Annotated in this window: 19 protein-coding genes; 13 read left to right on the forward strand and 6 right to left on the reverse strand. The window is 64.7% G+C overall.

Annotated features, from left to right (window positions below; translation table 11 throughout):
* Positions 1-29 precede the first annotated feature (29 nt).
* A complete protein-coding gene (locus SJY40_RS09965; RefSeq protein ID WP_378945734.1) occupies positions 30-770 on the reverse strand; it encodes a MipA/OmpV family protein in 741 nt (246 codons plus the stop codon).
* A 113-nt stretch (positions 771-883) separates the two neighbouring features.
* The gene (locus tag SJY40_RS09970) at positions 884-2737 is read right to left on the reverse strand and encodes an ABC-F family ATP-binding cassette domain-containing protein (RefSeq protein WP_378945737.1); all 1854 of its coding nucleotides are present in this window, start codon (positions 2735-2737) and stop codon (positions 884-886) included.
* A 104-nt stretch (positions 2738-2841) separates the two neighbouring features.
* Between SJY40_RS09970 and SJY40_RS09975 the strand changes: the two genes are divergently transcribed.
* Positions 2842-3135: a DUF6525 family protein gene (locus SJY40_RS09975; protein WP_378945740.1), complete on the forward strand. Its 294-nt coding sequence runs from the start codon at positions 2842-2844 to the stop codon at positions 3133-3135.
* Positions 3136-3185: 50 nt separating this feature from the next.
* Positions 3186-4163 carry a zinc-binding dehydrogenase gene (locus tag SJY40_RS09980; RefSeq protein WP_378945742.1) on the forward strand — a complete coding sequence of 326 codons (978 nt, stop codon included), beginning with the start codon at positions 3186-3188 and terminating at the stop codon, positions 4161-4163.
* A gap of 33 nt (positions 4164-4196) precedes the next feature.
* Here SJY40_RS09980 and SJY40_RS09985 read toward each other — a convergent pair whose 3' ends face one another.
* Complete coding sequence (locus SJY40_RS09985; RefSeq protein WP_378948367.1) at positions 4197-4559, reverse strand: YigZ family protein; 363 nt, start codon at positions 4557-4559, stop codon at positions 4197-4199.
* A gap of 1 nt (position 4560) precedes the next feature.
* A complete protein-coding gene (locus SJY40_RS09990) occupies positions 4561-4974 on the reverse strand; it encodes a Fur family transcriptional regulator (protein ID WP_378945745.1) in 414 nt (137 codons plus the stop codon).
* Positions 4975-5071: 97 nt separating this feature from the next.
* On the opposite strand from SJY40_RS09990, the gene SJY40_RS09995 reads away from it, so the two are divergent.
* Genes SJY40_RS09995 through SJY40_RS10015 form a run of 5 tightly spaced genes read left to right on the forward strand, consistent with a single transcriptional unit; the run spans position 5072 to position 9860 of the window.
* Positions 5072-5947, forward strand: a complete 876-nt coding sequence (locus SJY40_RS09995) for a metal ABC transporter substrate-binding protein (RefSeq protein ID WP_378945747.1) — start codon at positions 5072-5074, stop codon at positions 5945-5947.
* The gene (locus tag SJY40_RS10000) at positions 5940-6803 is read left to right on the forward strand and encodes a manganese/iron ABC transporter ATP-binding protein (protein WP_378945750.1); all 864 of its coding nucleotides are present in this window, start codon (positions 5940-5942) and stop codon (positions 6801-6803) included. The genes SJY40_RS09995 and SJY40_RS10000 overlap by 8 nt, the downstream gene beginning before the upstream one ends.
* Positions 6803-7663: a metal ABC transporter permease gene (locus tag SJY40_RS10005; protein ID WP_378945752.1), complete on the forward strand. Its 861-nt coding sequence runs from the start codon at positions 6803-6805 to the stop codon at positions 7661-7663. Before SJY40_RS10000 ends, SJY40_RS10005 begins: the two co-directional genes overlap by 1 nt.
* Entirely contained in the window at positions 7660-8487 is an 828-nt protein-coding gene (locus tag SJY40_RS10010; RefSeq protein ID WP_378945755.1) for a metal ABC transporter permease, read from the forward strand. The genes SJY40_RS10005 and SJY40_RS10010 overlap by 4 nt, the downstream gene beginning before the upstream one ends.
* 59 nt (positions 8488-8546) lie before the next feature.
* Entirely contained in the window at positions 8547-9860 is a 1314-nt protein-coding gene (locus tag SJY40_RS10015; RefSeq protein ID WP_378945757.1) for a GH1 family beta-glucosidase, read from the forward strand.
* Here SJY40_RS10015 and SJY40_RS10020 read toward each other — a convergent pair whose 3' ends face one another.
* A complete protein-coding gene (locus tag SJY40_RS10020; RefSeq protein WP_378945759.1) occupies positions 9861-11480 on the reverse strand; it encodes a GMC family oxidoreductase in 1620 nt (539 codons plus the stop codon).
* Between the two features lie 125 nt (positions 11481-11605).
* On the opposite strand from SJY40_RS10020, the gene SJY40_RS10025 reads away from it, so the two are divergent.
* The 6 genes from SJY40_RS10025 to SJY40_RS10050 all read left to right on the forward strand — a co-directional run bounded on the left by SJY40_RS10025 (position 11606) and on the right by SJY40_RS10050 (position 16799).
* Positions 11606-11770, forward strand: coding sequence for a hypothetical protein (locus tag SJY40_RS10025; protein ID WP_378945762.1), 165 nt, complete (start codon positions 11606-11608; stop codon positions 11768-11770).
* Entirely contained in the window at positions 11770-12951 is a 1182-nt protein-coding gene (locus tag SJY40_RS10030; protein WP_378945765.1) for a VWA domain-containing protein, read from the forward strand. Before SJY40_RS10025 ends, SJY40_RS10030 begins: the two co-directional genes overlap by 1 nt.
* Positions 12951-13523: a DedA family protein gene (locus SJY40_RS10035; protein WP_378945768.1), complete on the forward strand. Its 573-nt coding sequence runs from the start codon at positions 12951-12953 to the stop codon at positions 13521-13523. The genes SJY40_RS10030 and SJY40_RS10035 overlap by 1 nt, the downstream gene beginning before the upstream one ends.
* Before the next feature lie 5 nt (positions 13524-13528).
* Positions 13529-14215: a M48 family metallopeptidase gene (locus tag SJY40_RS10040; protein ID WP_378945771.1), complete on the forward strand. Its 687-nt coding sequence runs from the start codon at positions 13529-13531 to the stop codon at positions 14213-14215.
* Positions 14216-14280: 65 nt separating this feature from the next.
* Positions 14281-15465 carry a hypothetical protein gene (locus SJY40_RS10045; protein WP_378945774.1) on the forward strand — a complete coding sequence of 395 codons (1185 nt, stop codon included), beginning with the start codon at positions 14281-14283 and terminating at the stop codon, positions 15463-15465.
* On the forward strand, positions 15462-16799 hold the full coding sequence (locus SJY40_RS10050; protein WP_378945777.1) for a cytochrome P450: 1338 nt from the start codon (positions 15462-15464) through the stop codon (positions 16797-16799). The genes SJY40_RS10045 and SJY40_RS10050 overlap by 4 nt, the downstream gene beginning before the upstream one ends.
* On the opposite strand, the gene SJY40_RS10055 is transcribed toward SJY40_RS10050, so the two are convergent.
* Positions 16796-17896: an ABC transporter ATP-binding protein gene (locus SJY40_RS10055; RefSeq protein WP_378948370.1), complete on the reverse strand. Its 1101-nt coding sequence runs from the start codon at positions 17894-17896 to the stop codon at positions 16796-16798. The genes SJY40_RS10050 and SJY40_RS10055 overlap by 4 nt on opposite strands.
* Position 17897 lies beyond the last annotated feature (1 nt).

Here is a 17897-nt window from a genome sequence, read left to right on the forward strand (position 1 = left end):
GATATCGCTTCGGATCAGAACCCGCCCGATCAGAACCCGAACGAGAAGCGGCGCGTGACGCCCAAGCGCAGCGAGGGCTGGTATTCCTCCTGAACGACCGGCGAATCCGCTGCATCGCCGATCAGCTTGCCATAACGCACTTCGCCCAACAGCGAGGTGGTCTCGTTCAGCTTGTAGCGCGCCTCGAAGGTGATGGCCGCTTCGTTGATGCCACCGCCGGGCGCATAGGTGTCCAACCCGCTGGTCGCGCTTTCGTCACCCGTCACGCCGAAATAGGTGTTGTTGTATTTGTCGTTGCCATAACCGATCTGCGCGCCCGACCACAGGGTGATGCGTTCGTTCAGGTCGGTGCGGTAGCGCGCGCCGATTTCACCGGTCAGACCTTCATGACCGTCAAAGCCGCGGCGCACGGTGCCATAGGCGGTCACAGGACCAGCGCCATAGCTGACGCGCAGACCCAGTTCATAGGCGCGATTGATATCGTCCAGCCCCGCCAGATCGTCGTTGTCGCTGCTGTCGCGCTTGCCTTCGGTGCCGAACGACGGCGCGATCGCAAAGCCCTGCGCCTGATCGCCCGTCGGCGTGCCGAAACCGGCATTGCGCCAGATAATCCAGGGACCGGCCTCGCCGTCGTCGGAACCGGGGTAATCGGGCCCGTACGACACGCCCAGCCCCATCTCGGCCGAGAAGGTGCGCCCACCCTCGGCGCCGAAGTCCTGCGCATGCAGCGGGGTCGCGAACAGGACGGCAAGTGCCAGAGCGTATTTCATCGGGCGATTCCAAAAACTGAAGGGGCGTTAACCCCCATTTAGGTGTTGAAACCGCATCGGCACAACCGCCCCAACCGACAGGATGAGGAGTAGGCGCATTTTCGCAACAGCGCCTAGCCCTTTTCGGCCCGATCCAGTTTCTCAAGGGCAGTCATCCACAGTTCCTCCGCAAAAGCCAGCGCCTTGACGGCCTCTGTGCGTTTGCTGCCCCACTTCTTGGCTTCATAGGGGTCGTTGTAGAGGTTCGGATCGGCCAGCTTGACGTCCAGCTTGCCCATCATCTCGGTCAGCTTCTGGACGCGCTCCTCGGATTTGCGCACCTCGGAGCGCAGGGCCAGAACCGCGTCGCGCGACGGTTTCTTGGGGGCGGCGGGCTTGGCGGCCTCGGTCACCGGCTTGGCGGGCGCATCACCCGTCAGCAGGAACTTGCGGTAATCGTCCAGATCGCCCTCATAGGGGCCGACATTGCCATCCTTGACCAACCACAGGCGATCGGCGACCAGCCCCAGCAGGTGCATGTCGTGGCTGACCAGCACCACAGCGCCGGTGTAATCGTTCAACGCTTCGGACAGGGCCTCGCGGGATTCGATGTCCAGGTGGTTGGTCGGTTCGTCCAGGATCAGCAGATGCGGCGCGTCGATCGTCGCGATCAGCAGCGACAGGCGGGCCTTCTGCCCCCCCGACAGCTGGCGGACCAGCGTTTCGGCCTGCGCCTCCATCAGGCCGAAACCTGCCAGACGGGCGCGCTGCTTGGCCTGACCTTCATGCGGACGCAGCGTGCGGATGTGATCCAGCGGCGTTTCGTCCAGATGCAGTTCATCGACCTGATGCTGGGCGAAATAACCGACGCGCAGCTTGTTCGACCGGGTGATGTGCCCGGACATCGTGCCAAGCCGTTCGGCCAACAGTTTCGACAGCGTCGATTTGCCCTGCCCGTTGCGACCCAACAACGCGATGCGGTCGTCCTGATCGATCCGCAGATGCAGCTTTTGCAGCACGGCGCGGTCGCCATAGCCGACCGACACCCCCTCCATCGCGACGATGGGCGGGGACAGTTCTTCGGGCTGGGGGAAGGTGAAGCGGTGGAACTTGGCTTCCTCGGGGGCGGTGATCGGCTCCATCTTGGCCAGCATCTTGACGCGGGCCTGCGCCTGACGTGCCTTGCTGGCGGTGGCGCCGAAGCGGTTGACAAAGCTTTGCAGGTGGGCGCGGCGCTCGGATTGCTTCTTGGCCTCGGCGGCCAGCAGGGCGCGCTTTTCCGCACGGATGCGGGTGAAGCTGTCATAGCCGCCGGTATACAGCGTCAGCTGCTTGTTTTCCAAGTGAAGGATATGCCCGACCGCGCGGTTCAGCAGGCCACGGTCGTGGCTGATGATGATGACGGTATGGGGATAGCGCGCCAGATAGCTTTCCAGCCAGAGCGCCCCTTCAAGGTCCAGATAGTTGGTCGGTTCGTCCAGCAGCAGCAGGTCGGGCTGCGCGAACAGCACCCCCGCCAATGCGACGCGCATCCGCCAGCCACCCGAAAAATCGCTGGTCGGTCGCGCCTGATCGGCGGTCGAGAACCCAAGCCCGTCCAGAATTGTCGCGGCGCGCGCCTCGGCGGACCAGGCGTCGATATCGGTCAGGCGGGTCTGGATGTCGGCGATGCGATGGGGATCGGTCGCGGTCTGGCTTTCGGCCAGCAGCGCGGTGCGTTCCTCATCCGCGTCTAGCACGGTTTCCAGCACGCTGCGGTCGGTGGCCGCCGATTCCTGTGCCACGCCCCCGATCCGGGCACGCGATGGCAGGCCGATGGACCCGCCATCCAGCCCCAGCTGGCCACGGATCAGCCGGAACAGCGTGGTCTTGCCAGCACCGTTCGGCCCGACCAGACCAACCTTGTGGCCTTCGGGGATAGAGGCCGAGGCCCCGACAAACAGGGGACGGCCCTGCACGTTATATGTGATGTCATCTATACGCAGCATGTGCGGGGCATGACCGATGCCGCGCGGGTCGTCAATGCCACAAGCGCGGTTGCGGTTTGTTATGTTATACCATACCGAACCTGCATTCCGCAGCGGAGGGCATGATGAAGCGATCCAGACCAACCCTTTCTGGCAATCTTGGCCATGTGCCGGTGCCCCTCAAACATCGCAACACCGATCCGATGACAGATTTCGATGCCCTGCCCCCGCCCCTGCGACACTGGGTGGCACATGCCGATCTGCCATGGTCGCCGGCATCCTGCCTGCGGCTGTGGCGCAAGTATCGCGCCAAGGGTCTGCGCAGCGATCAGGTGCTGCGTGAACTGGCACGACTTCAGTCGAAAAAGCTGGCACGCATTGAGATGACAGCGAATTTACCCGACCGCTCTGGCGGATAGGAAGCAGGCTTCCCAAGTCCTGTGCAGAAGAAATCACGAAAGGATATGAAATGCGCAGCGTCAGATACGACCAATTCGGTGAACCCGCACAGGTTCTGGGCATGACCGACACCGCCCGCCCCGAACCCGGCCCCGGTCAGGTCCTGATGCGCGTCATCATGTCGCCGATCCACAATCACGACCTGTGGACCATCAAGGGCCAATACGGCGTCAAACCCGATCTGCCCGCCACCGCAGGCAGCGAGGCCGTCGGCATCGTCGAGGCCGTGGGGCGTGATGTTGACCCCGCTCTGAAGGGCAAGCGTATCGCCGCCGCCGGCTTGCAGGGCTCATGGGCCGAATACGCGCTGGCGCAGGCCTCGGGTGCGATCCCGGTTCCCGAAGACATGCCCGACGAAGCTGCCGCCCAGCTGATCGCCATGCCCTTCAGCGCCATCACATTGCTGGAATTCCTGAACGTCGAGGCCGGTGACTGGGTCGTGCAGACCGCCGCCAATGGTGCTGTTGGCAAGATCATGACGGTTCTGGCCGAATCGCGCGGCATCAAGCTGTTGAACCTGGTCCGCCGCCAAGGCGCCGCCGAGGATCTGGCGGAACTGGGCATCACCAATGTCATCTCGACCGACAGCGACGACTGGGTCGAACAGGCGCGCAAATTCATCGGCGATGACAGCGCACGGGCCGCCATCGATTCGGTCGGCGGCGATATCGTTCCCGGCCTGATCGAGCTGTTGGGCGAAGACGGCCTGCTGGTCACCTTCGGCACCGCCACCAATGGTCCGCTGGAGATGCCGGGCAGCCAGCTGATCTTCAAGCAGCTGACCGTCAAGGGCTTCTGGGGGTCCAAAGTCATGGCCGCCACCAAGCCCGAGGATGCGCAGCGCATGTTCGGCGAATTGATCGGGCTGGTGATGAACGGCAAGCTGAAGCTGCCCTCGGGCGGCGAATTCGGGCTGGATCAGCCCGCCGAGGCCGTCGATGCCGCCACCACGCCGGGCCGTGATGGCAAGATCATGTTCAAACCCTGATGGCCTGCGACCCCGCGCGCCCGTCGCGTGGGGTCAGCCGTCCTTATGGCCGGTTTCGCGCAGATAGTGACGCACCGCGTCGATCACATGCCGGAACCGGTCGCCCCCCAGATGCTTGCCGCCATACCAGCGCGTGACGATCACCACGTGACCGTGTAATTCAGCCCGCTCCAGCATCTGCAGGATTAGCGCCCCCGCGCCGCTTTCGCCGTCATCCTCTTTCAGCGGACCGTCGTCCAGCACCGCTGCCCAGCTGTGATGCGTGGCCTTGGCGAAACGCTTGTTACGGCGCAAATCGGTTAGCACCTGCTTGATCTGCGTCGCGTCCGTGACCCCGGCACCCGACACCGCATAACGCGACCCGCGGTCCGAGATGATCTTGTCGAAGACCTGCATCTCAGCGCCGCCGGACATAGAGTTCCAGCCGGTGATGTACGATGTCATAGCCCATCTCGGCGGCGATCTCGGCCTGAAGACGCTCGATGCGGTCATTGGTAAATTCGATCACCTCGCCGCTGTCCACGTCGATCATATGGTCATGGTGGCTTTGGTCGGCGGCCTCCCACCGGGCGGGTTCGCCCTGGAATTCCAGCTTCTCGATCACGCCCTGCGCCTGAAGCGTCGTCAGCGTGCGATAGACGGTGGCCAGCGATACCCCCGCCCCCGCCGTCACCGCGCGGGCGTGCAACTCTGCCGCATCGGGATGGTCCTCCGCCGCCGCAATCACCTGCAACAGCGCGGCCCGCTGCCGCGTCACCCGCACCCCCGCCTGCCGCAGGGCTTTTTCCAGTCTGGTCGCTCGTCCTGTCATGGTGCCATCATGCCGCAGGGATGCGCCAGTTGCAACTGGTTCGCAACTGTTGACAGTTGCGAACGATTTGCAGATAAGCGAGGGCAAGGAGAACCCCATGTTCCGATTCCTGACCGCTCTTGCGCTTTGTCTGCCTGTTACGGCCCATGCCGAGCAGCTGAAGGTCGCCACCAGTTTCACGATTCTGGCCGATATGGCCCGCAACGTGGCGGGCGATCTGGCGCAGGTGAACTCGATCACGCCGCCGGGGGCGGATATCCACAACTATCAGCCGACGCCGGGCGACATCATCGGCATCGCCAATGCCGATGTCATTCTGGTCAACGGGATGAATCTGGACCTCTGGGCGCAGCGCTTTCTGGCACGCATCGGGGATGTGCCGGTGGCGACGCTGTCGGACGGGGTGCAGCCGATCTCCATTCGCGGCGGCGATTACGACGGGCTGCCGAACCCGCATGCATGGATGGCGCTGGATTCGGCGCAGGTCTATGTCGACAACATCGCCACCGCGCTGGCAGGGGCCGATCCTGACAATGCCGATGAATATCGCGCCAACGGCGAACGCTACAAACAGCAGATCGCGGATACCATCGGCCCCCTGCGCGACCGCGCCCGCGCCCTGCCCGCAGATCGCCGCTGGCTGGTCTCGTCCGAGGGCGCGTTCTCCTATCTGGCGCGCGATTTCGACATGCAGGAACTGTTCCTCTGGCCGATCAATTCCGACGGGCAAGGTACGCCCCAGCAGGTGCGCCGCCTGATCGACGACATCCGGCAGGATAAGGCGCCGGTCATCTTTTCCGAAAGCACGGTGTCCGACCGTCCGGCGCGCCGCATCGCACAGGAAACCGGCGCGGAATACGGCGGGGTGCTTTACGTTGACAGCCTGTCGGCCGCCGATGGCCCGGTGCCGACCTATCTGGACCTGCTGCGGGTCACATCCGAAACCATCGTCACGGGGCTAGAGAATGATTGACGCCGACACATTGGGCCTGCAGGTGCGCGACCTGACCGTCGCCTATCGCAACGGCCATACCGCGCTTGGCGATGCCAGCTTCGAGGTACCCCAAGGGTCGGTCACCGCACTGGTCGGCGTCAACGGCGCGGGCAAATCGACGCTGTTCAAGGCGCTGATGGACCTGCTGCCACATGCCTCGGGGCTGGTGCGGATCATGGGCCTGCCCGTGCGTCAGGCGCTGGCACAGAACCTTGTCGCCTATGTCCCCCAGGCCGAGGAGGTTGACTGGTCCTTTCCGGTGCTGGTCGAGGATGTGGTGATGATGGGACGCTATGGTCACATGGGGTTCCTGCGCCGCGCGAAGCCCGCCGACCGCAAGGCCGTCGATGACGCCATGGCCCGCGTCGGCATCAGCGATTACCGCCACCGCCAGATCGGCGAACTCTCCGGCGGCCAGAAGAAGCGGGTCTTCCTGGCGCGCGCCCTGGCGCAAGAGGCCCGCGTCATCCTGCTGGACGAACCCTTCACCGGTGTCGATGTGCAGACCGAACAGGCGATCATCGCTTTGCTGCGCCAGATGCGCGACGAAGGCCGGGTGATGCTGGTTTCGACCCACGACCTTGGCTCGGTGCCGGAATATTGCGACCGCGTGGTGCTGGTCAAAGGCACCGTGCTGGCGTCGGGCCCGACCGAAACCACCTTCACGCCGGAAAACCTGCGCATCGCCTTTGGCGGCGTGCTGCGCCACTTCGTTCTGGGCGGCACCGACCTGCATCAGGACGAGGATGCACGCAATGTCGATGTCTTCACCGATGACGAACGCCCGCTGATCTTTTACGACGACCAGCACCACCGCGCGGGGGACCCCCGCTGATGCTGGATATCCTGCTGACCCCATTCACCTATGGCTATATGGCGACGGCAATCTGGGTCTCGGCCCTTGTCGGCGGCGTCTGCGCATTTCTGTCGGCCTATCTGATGCTGAAAGGCTGGAGCCTGATCGGCGACGCACTGTCCCATTCCATCGTGCCGGGCGTGGCGGGGGCCTATATGCTGGGCCTGCCCTTCGCGCTTGGGGCCTTCCTGTCGGGCGGACTTGCGGCGCTGGCGATGCTGTTCCTGAACACCCGCACGGGACTGAAGCAGGACGCGGTGATAGGCCTGATCTTCACCGGCTTTTTCGGCATCGGGCTGTTCATGGCATCGCTGAACCCCGTGGCGGTGGACATCCAGGCCATCACCATGGGCAACATCCTTGCCATCGCCCCCGCTGATATCCTGCAATTGGCCCTGATCGGAGGCATATCCCTGATCATCCTGCTGGCCAAATGGCGCGACCTGATGGTGGTGTTCTTTGACGAAAGCCACGCCCGCACCATCGGCCTGCACCCCGCGCGGCTGAAGGCGCTGTTCTTCACCCTGCTGGCCGCATCGACCGTGGCCGCGATGCAGACCGTGGGCGCGTTTTTGGTCATCGCGCTGGTGGTGACGCCGGGGGCCACGGCCTATCTGCTGACCGACCGCTTCCCGCGGCTGATCATGCTGTCGGTCGCCATCGGGACGCTGACCTCGGCCATCGGTGCCTATGCCAGTTTCTTTCTGGATGGCGCACCGGGCGGCATCATCGTGACGTTGCAGACGCTGCTGTTCCTTGCCGCCTTCGTCTTTGCCCCCACCCACGGGCTGCGTGCATCCCGCCGCCGCGCCCGCGCCGCCATTGAGGGACGCCAATGACCAACCTTCTTCTACCTTTCAGCTTTCCGGTGATGACCGACGCGCTGATGATCGCCGTCATCGTGGCGATCCCCGCAGCCTTGCTGAGCTGCTTTCTGGTCCTGAAAGGCTGGGCGTTGATGGGCGACGGCATCAGCCATGCGGTCCTGCCCGGCATCGTTCTGGCCTATGCGCTTGGCTTTCCGCTGATCATCGGCGCTTTCGTGGCGGGGATGATCTGCGCGCTGGCATCGGGGTGGCTGGACGCCAACAGCCGCATCAAATCCGATACCGCGCTTGGCATCGTCATGGCGGGCATGTTCGCGGTCGGGCTGATCCTGTTCACCGCCATGCCCAGCAATGTGCATCTGGACCACATCCTGTTCGGCAACATCCTTGGCATCGGACCTGCGGATTTTGCGCAGGCCCTGCCCATCGCCATCATCGTGACGCTGGTGCTGGTACTGAAATGGCGCGACTTTGCCGTGCAGGCCTTTGATCCGGTGCAGGCGCGGGTCGCGGGTCTGGCAACGGGCTGGCTGCATTACGGGATGTTGGCGATGATCGCGGCATCTGTGGTGGCAATGCTGTCGTCGGTCGGCATCATCCTGTCCGTCGGCCTGCTGATCGCGCCCGGTGCCATCGCGTTTTTGCTGACGCGCCGCCTGCAGGCGATGATGGCGGTGGCCGTGGGCGTCGCGGTGGGCGCGACCGTGCTGGGCATCTGGTCCAGCTTCTGGCTGGACAGCGCCCCCGCCCCCACCATCATCGTCATCCTGACGGCGATCTTCGTCGGAACCTTCATCTGGCGTCAGTTCGCCGGACCGCGCGGCGTTCGCATCTAGGCCCTTCAAGGAGGCGCGGGAACATGCCAGCATGACCCGCCCGCAGGAGGAGAGACCAGATGCTGCCACCCCGTTCAGATTTCCCCGCCGATTTTACTTTCGGTGCCGCCACCTCGGCCTATCAGATCGAGGGGTCGGCCCAAGGCGGCGCAGGCCCGTCCCATTGGGACACCTTTGCCGCTACACCGGGCAACATCATCGACAACAGCAACGGGGCACGCGCCTGCGATCACCTGAACCTCTGGCCGCAGGATCTGGACCTGATCCGCGATGCGGGGTTTGATGCCTATCGCTTCTCGACCTCATGGGCGCGGGTGATGCCCGACGGCGTGACCGTGAACCCTGAGGGGCTGGATTTCTATGACCGCCTTGTGGACGGGATGCTGGAACGCGGGCTGAAGCCCTTCCTGACTTATCACCACTGGGACCTGCCCGCGGCGCTGGCCGACAAGGGCGGCTGGCAGAACCGCGACGTAGCCGCGAAATTCGCCGATCTCTGCACCACCATCCATGCGCGCATTGGCGACCGCATTGCCAGCGCGGCGACGCTGAATGAACCGTGGTGCATGGCATGGCTGTCCCACTTCCTAGGCCACCATGCCCCCGGCCTGCGCGACATCCGCGCCGCCAGCCGCGCCATGCATCACGTGTTGCTGGCGCATGGCACCGCCACGCAGGCACTGCGGGCGGCAGGTGCGAAAAACCTTGGCATTGTGCTGAACTTCGAAACCCAGCACCCCGCCGATGACAGCGAAGGCGCCCAGCGCGCGGCCAAGGTGCAGGACGCCATCTATAACCAGTGGTTCATCCGCGCCATCATGGGCCAAGGCTATCCCGACGCCGCATTGGAGGGGATCGGCTCGCATCTGCCCCAAGGCTGGCAGGATGACATGGCCACCATCGCCCAGCCGCTGGATTGGCTGGGGGTGAATTACTATACCCGCCACCTGAACGCCCATGCGCCGGGGCTTTGGCCGAATGCGGCGGATGTCCCGGGACCGCTGCCCAAGACCCAGATGGATTGGGAGATCCGCCCCGAGGGTCTGTCGGAATTCCTAGTCCGGCTGAAGAACAACCACACGGGCGACCTGCCGCTTTACGTGACCGAAAACGGCATGGCCCATGCGGCGGGCGATCCGGTCACGGCGGATGCGGGCCGTGTGCAGTTCATCGGCGACCATCTGCGGGCCTGTAAATCGGCGATGGATCAGGGGGTGGACCTGCGCGGCTTCTTCTACTGGTCGCTGCTGGACAATTACGAATGGGGCTGGGGATACGGGCCGCGCTTTGGTCTGGTCCATGTCGATTACGACACGATGGCCCGCACCCCCAAGGACAGCTGGCATGCCTTCCGGCAGATGCTGACCGCCTGATCAGCCCGCCAGACGCGCCCGCCCCGCCGCCAAAATCATGTCGCTGGCCTTCTCGGCGATCATCGTGGCGGGCGCATGGGTGTTGCCCGACACGATGAAGGGCATCACGCCCGCATCCACCACCCGCAGCCCCGCCAGCCCGTGAACCCGCAACTGGTCATCGACCACCGCCAAGGGGTCGCTGCCCATGCGGGTGGTGCCGACGGGGTGGAAGATAGTGGTGCCGACCTCTGCCGCGGCATTCGCCAGTTCGGCGTCGCTGGTCAGATGCGCGCCGGGCTTCAGTTCCTGCGGGGTGAATTCGGCCATGCGCTGGGTGGCCATCAGGCGGCGGGCGTGGCGAAGGCTGTCGATGGCCACCTGCCGGTCGCTTTCCGTCGTCAGGTATCGCGGCGCGATCGCAGGGGCTGCCGCCGGATCGGCGCTGGTGATGTGGCAATGCCCTGTGCTTTCGGGCCGCAGGTTGCAGACCGAGACCGTCAGCCCCGGAAAATCGTGCAAGGGGTCGCCGAACTTGTCCAGCGACAGAGGTTGGACGTGATATTCGATGTTCGGCGTCGCATATTGTTCGGATGATTTTGCGAAGATCCCCAACTGGCTGGGTGCCATCGCCATCGGCCCCGTGCGGCGCAGCGCATATTCCAGCGCGATCCCCGCCTTGCCCCACAGGCTGCCCGCGCGGTCGTTCAGCGTCCGCGCGCCTTTGATGCGGAACACGGTGCGCAGTTGCAGATGGTCCTGCAGATTTTCACCCACGCCTAGCAGATCGTGGCGCGGCGCGATGCCCAAGGCCGCCAGCCGGTCGGGCTGGCCGATGCCGCTATGCTCCAGCAGGGCGGGCGAATTGATGGCACCGGCGGAGAGGATCACCTCGGCCCCTGCCCGCGCATGACGCAGGATGCCGTTCTGGGTGATGTCGACGCCCGTGCAGCGCCGCCCGTCGAAGGTCAAGCGCGACACTTGGGCGTCGGTCTCGATCCGCAGGTTGGGGCGACCACGCGCGGGGTTCAGAAAGGCCTTGCGGGCGTTCCACCGCAAACCGCGCCGCTGCGTGACGGGGAAATAGCCGACGCCTTCGTTATCGCCGCAGTTGAAGTCGCGGCATTCGGGCAGGCCCAGTTCCTGCGCCGCCTGCGCCACCGCATCAAGGATCGGCCATTTCAGCCGCTGCTGTTCGACCCGCAATTCACCCTGATCGCCATGCAGATCGCAGGCGGGTTCGTAATGGCGTTCGCTGCGCCGGAAATAGGGCAGCACGTCGTCCCAGCCCCAGCCCGTGTTCCCCGCCTGCCGCCAACGGTCGAAATCGGCCGCCTGCCCGCGCATGTAGATCATGCCGTTAATCGAGGAACATCCCCCCAGCACCCGCCCGCGGGGATAGTTCAGGCGCCGCCCGTTCAGCCCCAGCTCGGGTTCCGTCTGATAACACCAGTCCAGCTTGGGATTGCCCATCGCGTAAAGATAGCCGACGGGGACATGTACCCAGAAGCGGTTATCATGGCCCCCGGCCTCCAGCAGCAGGACGCGGTTCTTCGGGTCCGCCGACAGGCGATTGGCCAGCACGCAACCGGCCGATCCCGCGCCGACGATGATGTAATCATATGTTCCCAAGTCCTGCATCTTATCCTCCTGTCCCCATGGCAGACGCTAGGGCGCGGTGTCGCGGGCGGCAAGGGCGACGGTTGCGGCGCAAGGCGCGGGGCGCTATCTGCAATGGGGTACAAGGATCAACCGGAAGGCCCGTCATGATCGTCATTGCTGCTTTTATCATCGGTGCGTTTCTGGGCTGGCGGCGTGCTGGCAGGCTGGAGGGCAACCGCCGCGACCGTCTGCAATATGCGGCGGCCTTTGCGGTGGTCTTTGGCATCGTCGGCCTGTTCATCACCGTCTTCATCGACCGGATGGCCTGATGTTCCTGCCCTTCCTCGACAGTCTGCGCCGCCACGGAGTGCCGGTTTCACTGCGGGAATGGCTGGACCTAATGGCCGGAATGCAGGCGGGCATCGCGGGCTGGCAGGTTGACGGGTTCTATGACCTGTCGCGGCTGGTGCTGGTCAAGGATGAACGGCATCTGGACCGATTTGACCGCGCGTTTTCGGAAACATTTTCCGGGCTGGACGAAATCCCGGTCGAGGCGCTGGTCAATGAACAGGCCCTGCCCCGCGAATGGCTGGAAAAGCTGGCCGAAAAGCTGCTGACCGATGCGGAAAAGGCGGAAATCCAAGGCTCGGGCAGTCTGGACGCCCTGATGCAGAAGCTGCGCGAACGGTTGGCCGAACAGAAAGGCCGCCACCAGGGTGGCAACAAATGGGTCGGCACGGCGGGGACGTCGCCCTTCGGGGCCTATGGCTACAACCCCGAAGGCGTGCGGATCGGTCAGGACGAAAGCCGCCACCGCCGCGCCGTCAAGGTCTGGGACAAGCGCGAGTTCCGCGATTTCGACGACCGGATCGAACTGGGCACCCGCAACATCAAGGTCGCGCTGAAACGCCTGCGCCAATGGGCGCGGCACGGCGCGGACCAAGAACTGGACCTGCCCGCCACCATCCGCGCGACCGCCGATCACGGCTATATCGACGTCAAGACCCGCCCCGAGCGTCGCAATGCCGTCAAGGTGCTGCTGTTTCTGGATGTCGGCGGAAGCATGGACGACCATATCCGCGTGGTGGATGAAATGTTCAGCGCCGCGCGGGCCGAATTCAAGCACATGCATCACTTCTATTTCCACAACTGCCTTTACGAAGGCGTGTGGACGGACAACCGCCGCCGTTGGGCCGAACAGACGCCCACATGGGACATTCTGCACCGCTTCGGCCGCGACTATAAATGCATCGTGGTCGGCGATGCCTCGATGTCGCCCTATGAGATCGCGGTCCCTGGCGGCGCGAACGAACACATGAACCCCGAAGCAGGCGAGGTCTGGTTGCGCCGTCTGGCCGAGACATGGCCCGATCATGTCTGGTTGAACCCCGTGCCACAGGATCATTGGCGCTATACCCAGTCGATCGACATGATCCGCCAGATTTTCCCCGACCGGATGATGCCGATGACGCTGGACGGGCTGACGCAGGCCATGCGGCTGCTGGGATGATGGGCGAACTTGCCCGGCTGCTGCCCGTCTGGGGGCCGTGGCTGCTGGCAGGTTGCGCGTTTCTGTCCTGCATGATGGTGCCGGTGCCGACTTCGGTGCTGCTGGTCAGCGCGGGGGCTTTGGCTGGCACCGGACATCTGCATCTGGTGCCCTTGGCCATAGGTGCGGTCATCGGAGCCAGCCTTGGCGATCTGACCGCGTTTTTGCTGGCACGCTGGTTGCAACCGCTGCTGTCGCGCCATGCGGCACTGCTGGGGCGGGCGCAAAGGCTGGTCGCGCGACGGGGCATGGTTGCCGTCTTCCTATCGCGCTGGCTGGTCACGCCGCTTGGACCGGCCACCAATTACGTCGCGGGGGCGGCGGGACTGACCCTGCCGCGCTTTCTGATCGCCAGCATCCCGGGCGAGGTGATCTGGGCCGCGCTGCATCTGGGCGCGGGCCATCTGGCCGGACGCGGCTTTCGCCACCAAGAGGCCGCCGCCCTGAAGGCGCTGGCCGTCGCCCTGCCCCTTGCTGCGGCAATCTGGCTGGCACACCGTTACTGGCACCGCCGCAAGAATGACCCCATATAGATGCAATGTTGAAGTTCACGCCGCTCATCCTGCTGGGTCTCTATCTGGCCGTGATGTGGTTCTTTTCGGCTTGGCGGCTGAAAAAGGATCTGAACGAACATGCCACGCCGCTGAACCACCCGCGTCTGAAGCCGATGCTGGAGCGGCTTGGCGCGGCGATGGACCTGCCCCCGATCCGCGCCCATATCTATGAGGTGGAACCCGTCAACGGCCTTGCCGCCCCCGACGGGCGCATCTTCCTGACCCGCGGCTTCATCCGCAAGCTGGACGCCTGCGAGGTAACGCCGGAAGAGCTGGCCAGCGTCATCGCGCATGAACTGGGCCATGTCAGCCTTGGCCATTCCCGACGCCGGATGATCGATTTCGCCGGACAGAACGCCATCCGTATGGCGCTGGCGGGCATTCTGGGGCGGTTTCTTCCCGGCATCGGCGTCTGGATCGCCAATGCCATCGCCACCGCCGTCGCCGCCCGCCTGTCGCGTCAGGACGAATTCGAGGCGGACCAATTCGCCAGCGCCCTGATGATCAAAGCGGGGTTCGGCACAGCGCCGCAGAAATCGCTGTTCCAGAAGCTGGACCGCCTGACAGGGGCGATGGGGCGCGGTGCGCCGGCGTGGTTTCTGTCGCATCCCCCCGTCGCCAAACGCATCGCCGCGATCGAGGTGCATGAGGCCCGCTGGCAGCAGGACTGACCCCGCAAGGGCTTGTCGCGCCACGCTTGTGCCCTATTCTGGCCCTGAACCGACCCGAGGCTCGAATGACCGCCCCCTTTCGCCGCCATGTCCTCTATCTGCCGGGTTTCGACCCCATTCCGCCCCGGCGCTATCGCGAATTGTACCGGCGCGAGGGGGCGGATCAGGCGCAGATATCCGGCCATAAGTTGCGGATGAAAAAGGCCCAGCCCGATGGCGGCGGCTTTGCATGGCGCGTGGGGTCGCATGTCGAGGGGCGCGACGTGGAAACACGCATCGAGGTCGCGCTCTGGTCCGATATCGTGCAGGCGTCCATGTTGACAGGGATCGCGGGGACCTATCTGCAGCTGTTCCGGACGATGTGGATCTATATCGCGTCGGGCACAATCACGCGGCTGATGCGGCTGCGGCGAGGGCCGGTGATCGCGGCCTTTTACCCTATCGCGGTGCTGCTGGCACAATTGCTGCTGGCGTTGCTGGCCAGCGGGTTGGTCACATGGGGCATTGCGACGATGGGTGGCGGGCTTTGGGGCCTGCCGCTCGGGCTGGCTGTGGCGTGGGGTGTGCTGGTACTGGGGCGGCAGCTGGATCACCGGCTGTTCGCCTATTACCTGATGCATGATTATGCTTTCACCTGCGCGAATTACGGCGCCTATCCCTCCGCGCTGGAAGCCCGCATCACCCAGTTCCGCGACCGGCTGAAGACCATTCTGGCGCAGGATCTGGACGAGGTTCTGATCGTCGGCCATTCCTCGGGCGCGTATCTGGCGGTCTCGGCTCTGGCCGATCTGCTGCGCGAACAGCCCCGGCATGGACCCGCCCTGTCGCTGCTGACGCTTGGGCATGTCGTGCCGATGGCGGGGTTCCTGCCGCGTGCCGACCGGCTGCGCGATGATTTGGCCTTTCTGTCGCAGGCCGAAGGCATCTTCTGGACGGATGTTACCGCGCCGGGGGACGCCTGCTGCTTTGCGCTGTGTGATCCGGTGGCGGTTTGCGGCATGGCGGGGCCGGACCAGAGATGGCCGCTGGTGATCTCGGCCGCCTACACCCAGACCCTGTCGCCCGAACGCCAGAAGGCCATCCGCAACCGCTGGTTCCGGCTGCATTTCCAATACCTCTGCGCCTTCGATCAGCCCGGCGATTACGATTATTTCGCTATCACCGCCGGTCCGCAGACGCTGGCGCAGCGTTTTGTGGGGCGCAACCCCTCACCCGGTCGCATCACCCGCCCCGTCGGCAAACGCGCATGAAGGCCCCCCGCCCCACAGGTGCGGAAGGTCGCGGAACCATCCGCACGCTGATGCGCGGCTTTCGGCGCGACCTTTTGGGGGCGCTGCCCGAACGCCTCTATCGCGCGTGGATGGCCGAGTTTCGCACCCCCATCATCCACAGCTTTTTCTGCAACGACCCCGCGCTGCTCAAGACCATCCTGCAGGACCGCCCCGCCGATTTCCCCAAATCGAACCGGATGCGCGAAGGGCTGGCCCCTCTGCTGGGCAATGGCGTCTTCATCAGCAACGGCGCCGATTGGGCGCGTCAACGCCGCATTATTGATCCTGCATTCGAGGGCGGTCGCCTGCGTCACAGCTATCCCGCCATTCTGGATGCGGCGCGGGCGGCGGTGGCGCGGATGCCCGCGGGCGTTACGGATGTCGAACCGCAAGCGGCCCATGCCGCCGCCGATGTGATTTTTCGCGCGCTGTTTTCACTGCCCGTCGAACATGCCATCGCCGCGCAGGTCTTCCACGCCTTCCGCGCCCATCAAGAGGCTCAGCCGCTGGTCAATCTGGCCGCCCTGCTGCCCCTGCCGCGCTGGATGCCGCGGCCCCATTCCCGCCGCACCCGCGCCAGCGCCGCGCAAATCCGCGGGCTGATCGCTGATCTGGTGGATGCCCGCGCGGCGCAGATTGCAGATGGCACCGCCCCCGACGATCTGGCGACCAAGATGATGGTTACGCCGGACCCTGAGACCGGAAACTGCTTCGCGCGGGCCGAGATGATCGATCAGGTCGCGGTGATGTTCTTGGCGGGGCATGAAACAAGCGCCTCGGTCCTGGCCTGGGCCTTGTGGCTGCTGGCCGCGCATCCCGAATGGCAGGACCGTGTCGCCACAGAGGCCGCGCAACTGAGCGATGATTTCGCCAGCGTTTCCACCCTGAAGACCACCCGCGCCGTCTTCCGCGAGGCCCTGCGCCTGTACCCCGCCGTTGCAATGTTCGCGCGCGAGGCGACGCAGGCTGAAACCTTCCGCGAACGCCGCGTGCCGCGCGGGGCGCAGTTGGTTGTGTCGCCTTGGCATCTGCACCGGCACGAACGGCTGTGGGACAGGCCCGATGAGTTCGACCCCGCGCGGTGGGACACGCCTGAAGGCAAAACCAGTGCCCGCAAAGCCTATCTGCCGTTTTCCGCCGGACCCCGCGCCTGCCCCGGCGCAGGTCTGGCCATGGTCGAGGGCGTGGTGATGCTGGCCGCCATCACCGGCGCCTACCGGATGGAGACGACCGACCGCCAGCCAACCCCCGTTGCGCGGCTGACGATCAGGGCCAAGGATGGCATCTGGCTGAAGCTGACGCCCCGCGATTAACGGAACAGCACAAGCGATCCGGGCGACCAAGCAAGACGGGTGCGGGTGCCGACCTCTTGCACGTCGCGGCCAAAGACGTTGCGCATGGAAATCCGCACGGTGCGCGATTTGCCATCCGTGCGCGCGACACCGTCCAGACGCAGGTCGTAATAGGTCATGTCGCCGTAATAGACGACCTCATCAATCGTGGCATTGGTTTCGCGCGGCTGGTTATGCGTGGCCCCCGCGCCAACCAGCGTCATGGTTTCGGGGCGGAAGCCGATCATCGCGCCCTCGTCATCGTCGTTGGCGCGGCTGACCTGAGATTGCGGCAATTGCACCTGACCCAGACCCGGAACATCCACGGTGACGATGCCACCGATATCGGCCACGATATGCGCCGGCAGGAAGTTCATCACCCCGATGAAATCGGCCACGCGGCGGGTGGCGGGGCGGGCATAGAGCGCCTCGGGGCCGTCCAGCTGGGCGATTTCGCCCTCGAACATGACGGCGATGCGGTCGGACATGACTAGGGCTTCTTCCTGATCATGGGTGACCAGAACGAAGGTGATGCCGACCTGACGCTGCAGCTTGATCAGCTCGACCTGCATCTGTTCGCGCATCTTGCGGTCCAGCGCCGAAAGCGGTTCGTCCAGCAGCAGCACCTTGGGCTTCAGGATCAGCGCCCGGGCCAAGGCGACCCGCTGGCGCTGACCGCCAGACAGCGCATGGGCCGAGCGTGCGCCATAGCCCTTCAGCCCGACCATCGCCAAAGCCTCATCCACAGCGGCGGCCTTCTCGGCCTTGCCGCGCGGGTCGCGGCGCAGCCCGAAGGCCACGTTTTCCGCGACCGTCAGATGCGGAAAGATTGCATAGGATTGGAAGACCATATTGGTCGGGCGCTTGTTGGCGGGCACATCGCCCATTTCGCGATCGTCGATCAGCACCACGCCGCTGCTGATATCCTCGAACCCCGCGATGGTCCGCAGAAGCGTGGTCTTGCCGCAGCCCGAAGGGCCAAGCAGCGAAAAGAACTCGCCGCCCTTGATGGTCAGGTCGATGCCGCGCAGCGCGTGGTAATCGCCATAGTATTTATGCACGTCACGGCATTCGATCATT

It is taken from the genome of Paracoccus sp. R86501, from assembly GCF_042466435.1.
Taxonomy (GTDB): Bacteria; Pseudomonadota; Alphaproteobacteria; order Rhodobacterales; family Rhodobacteraceae; genus Paracoccus.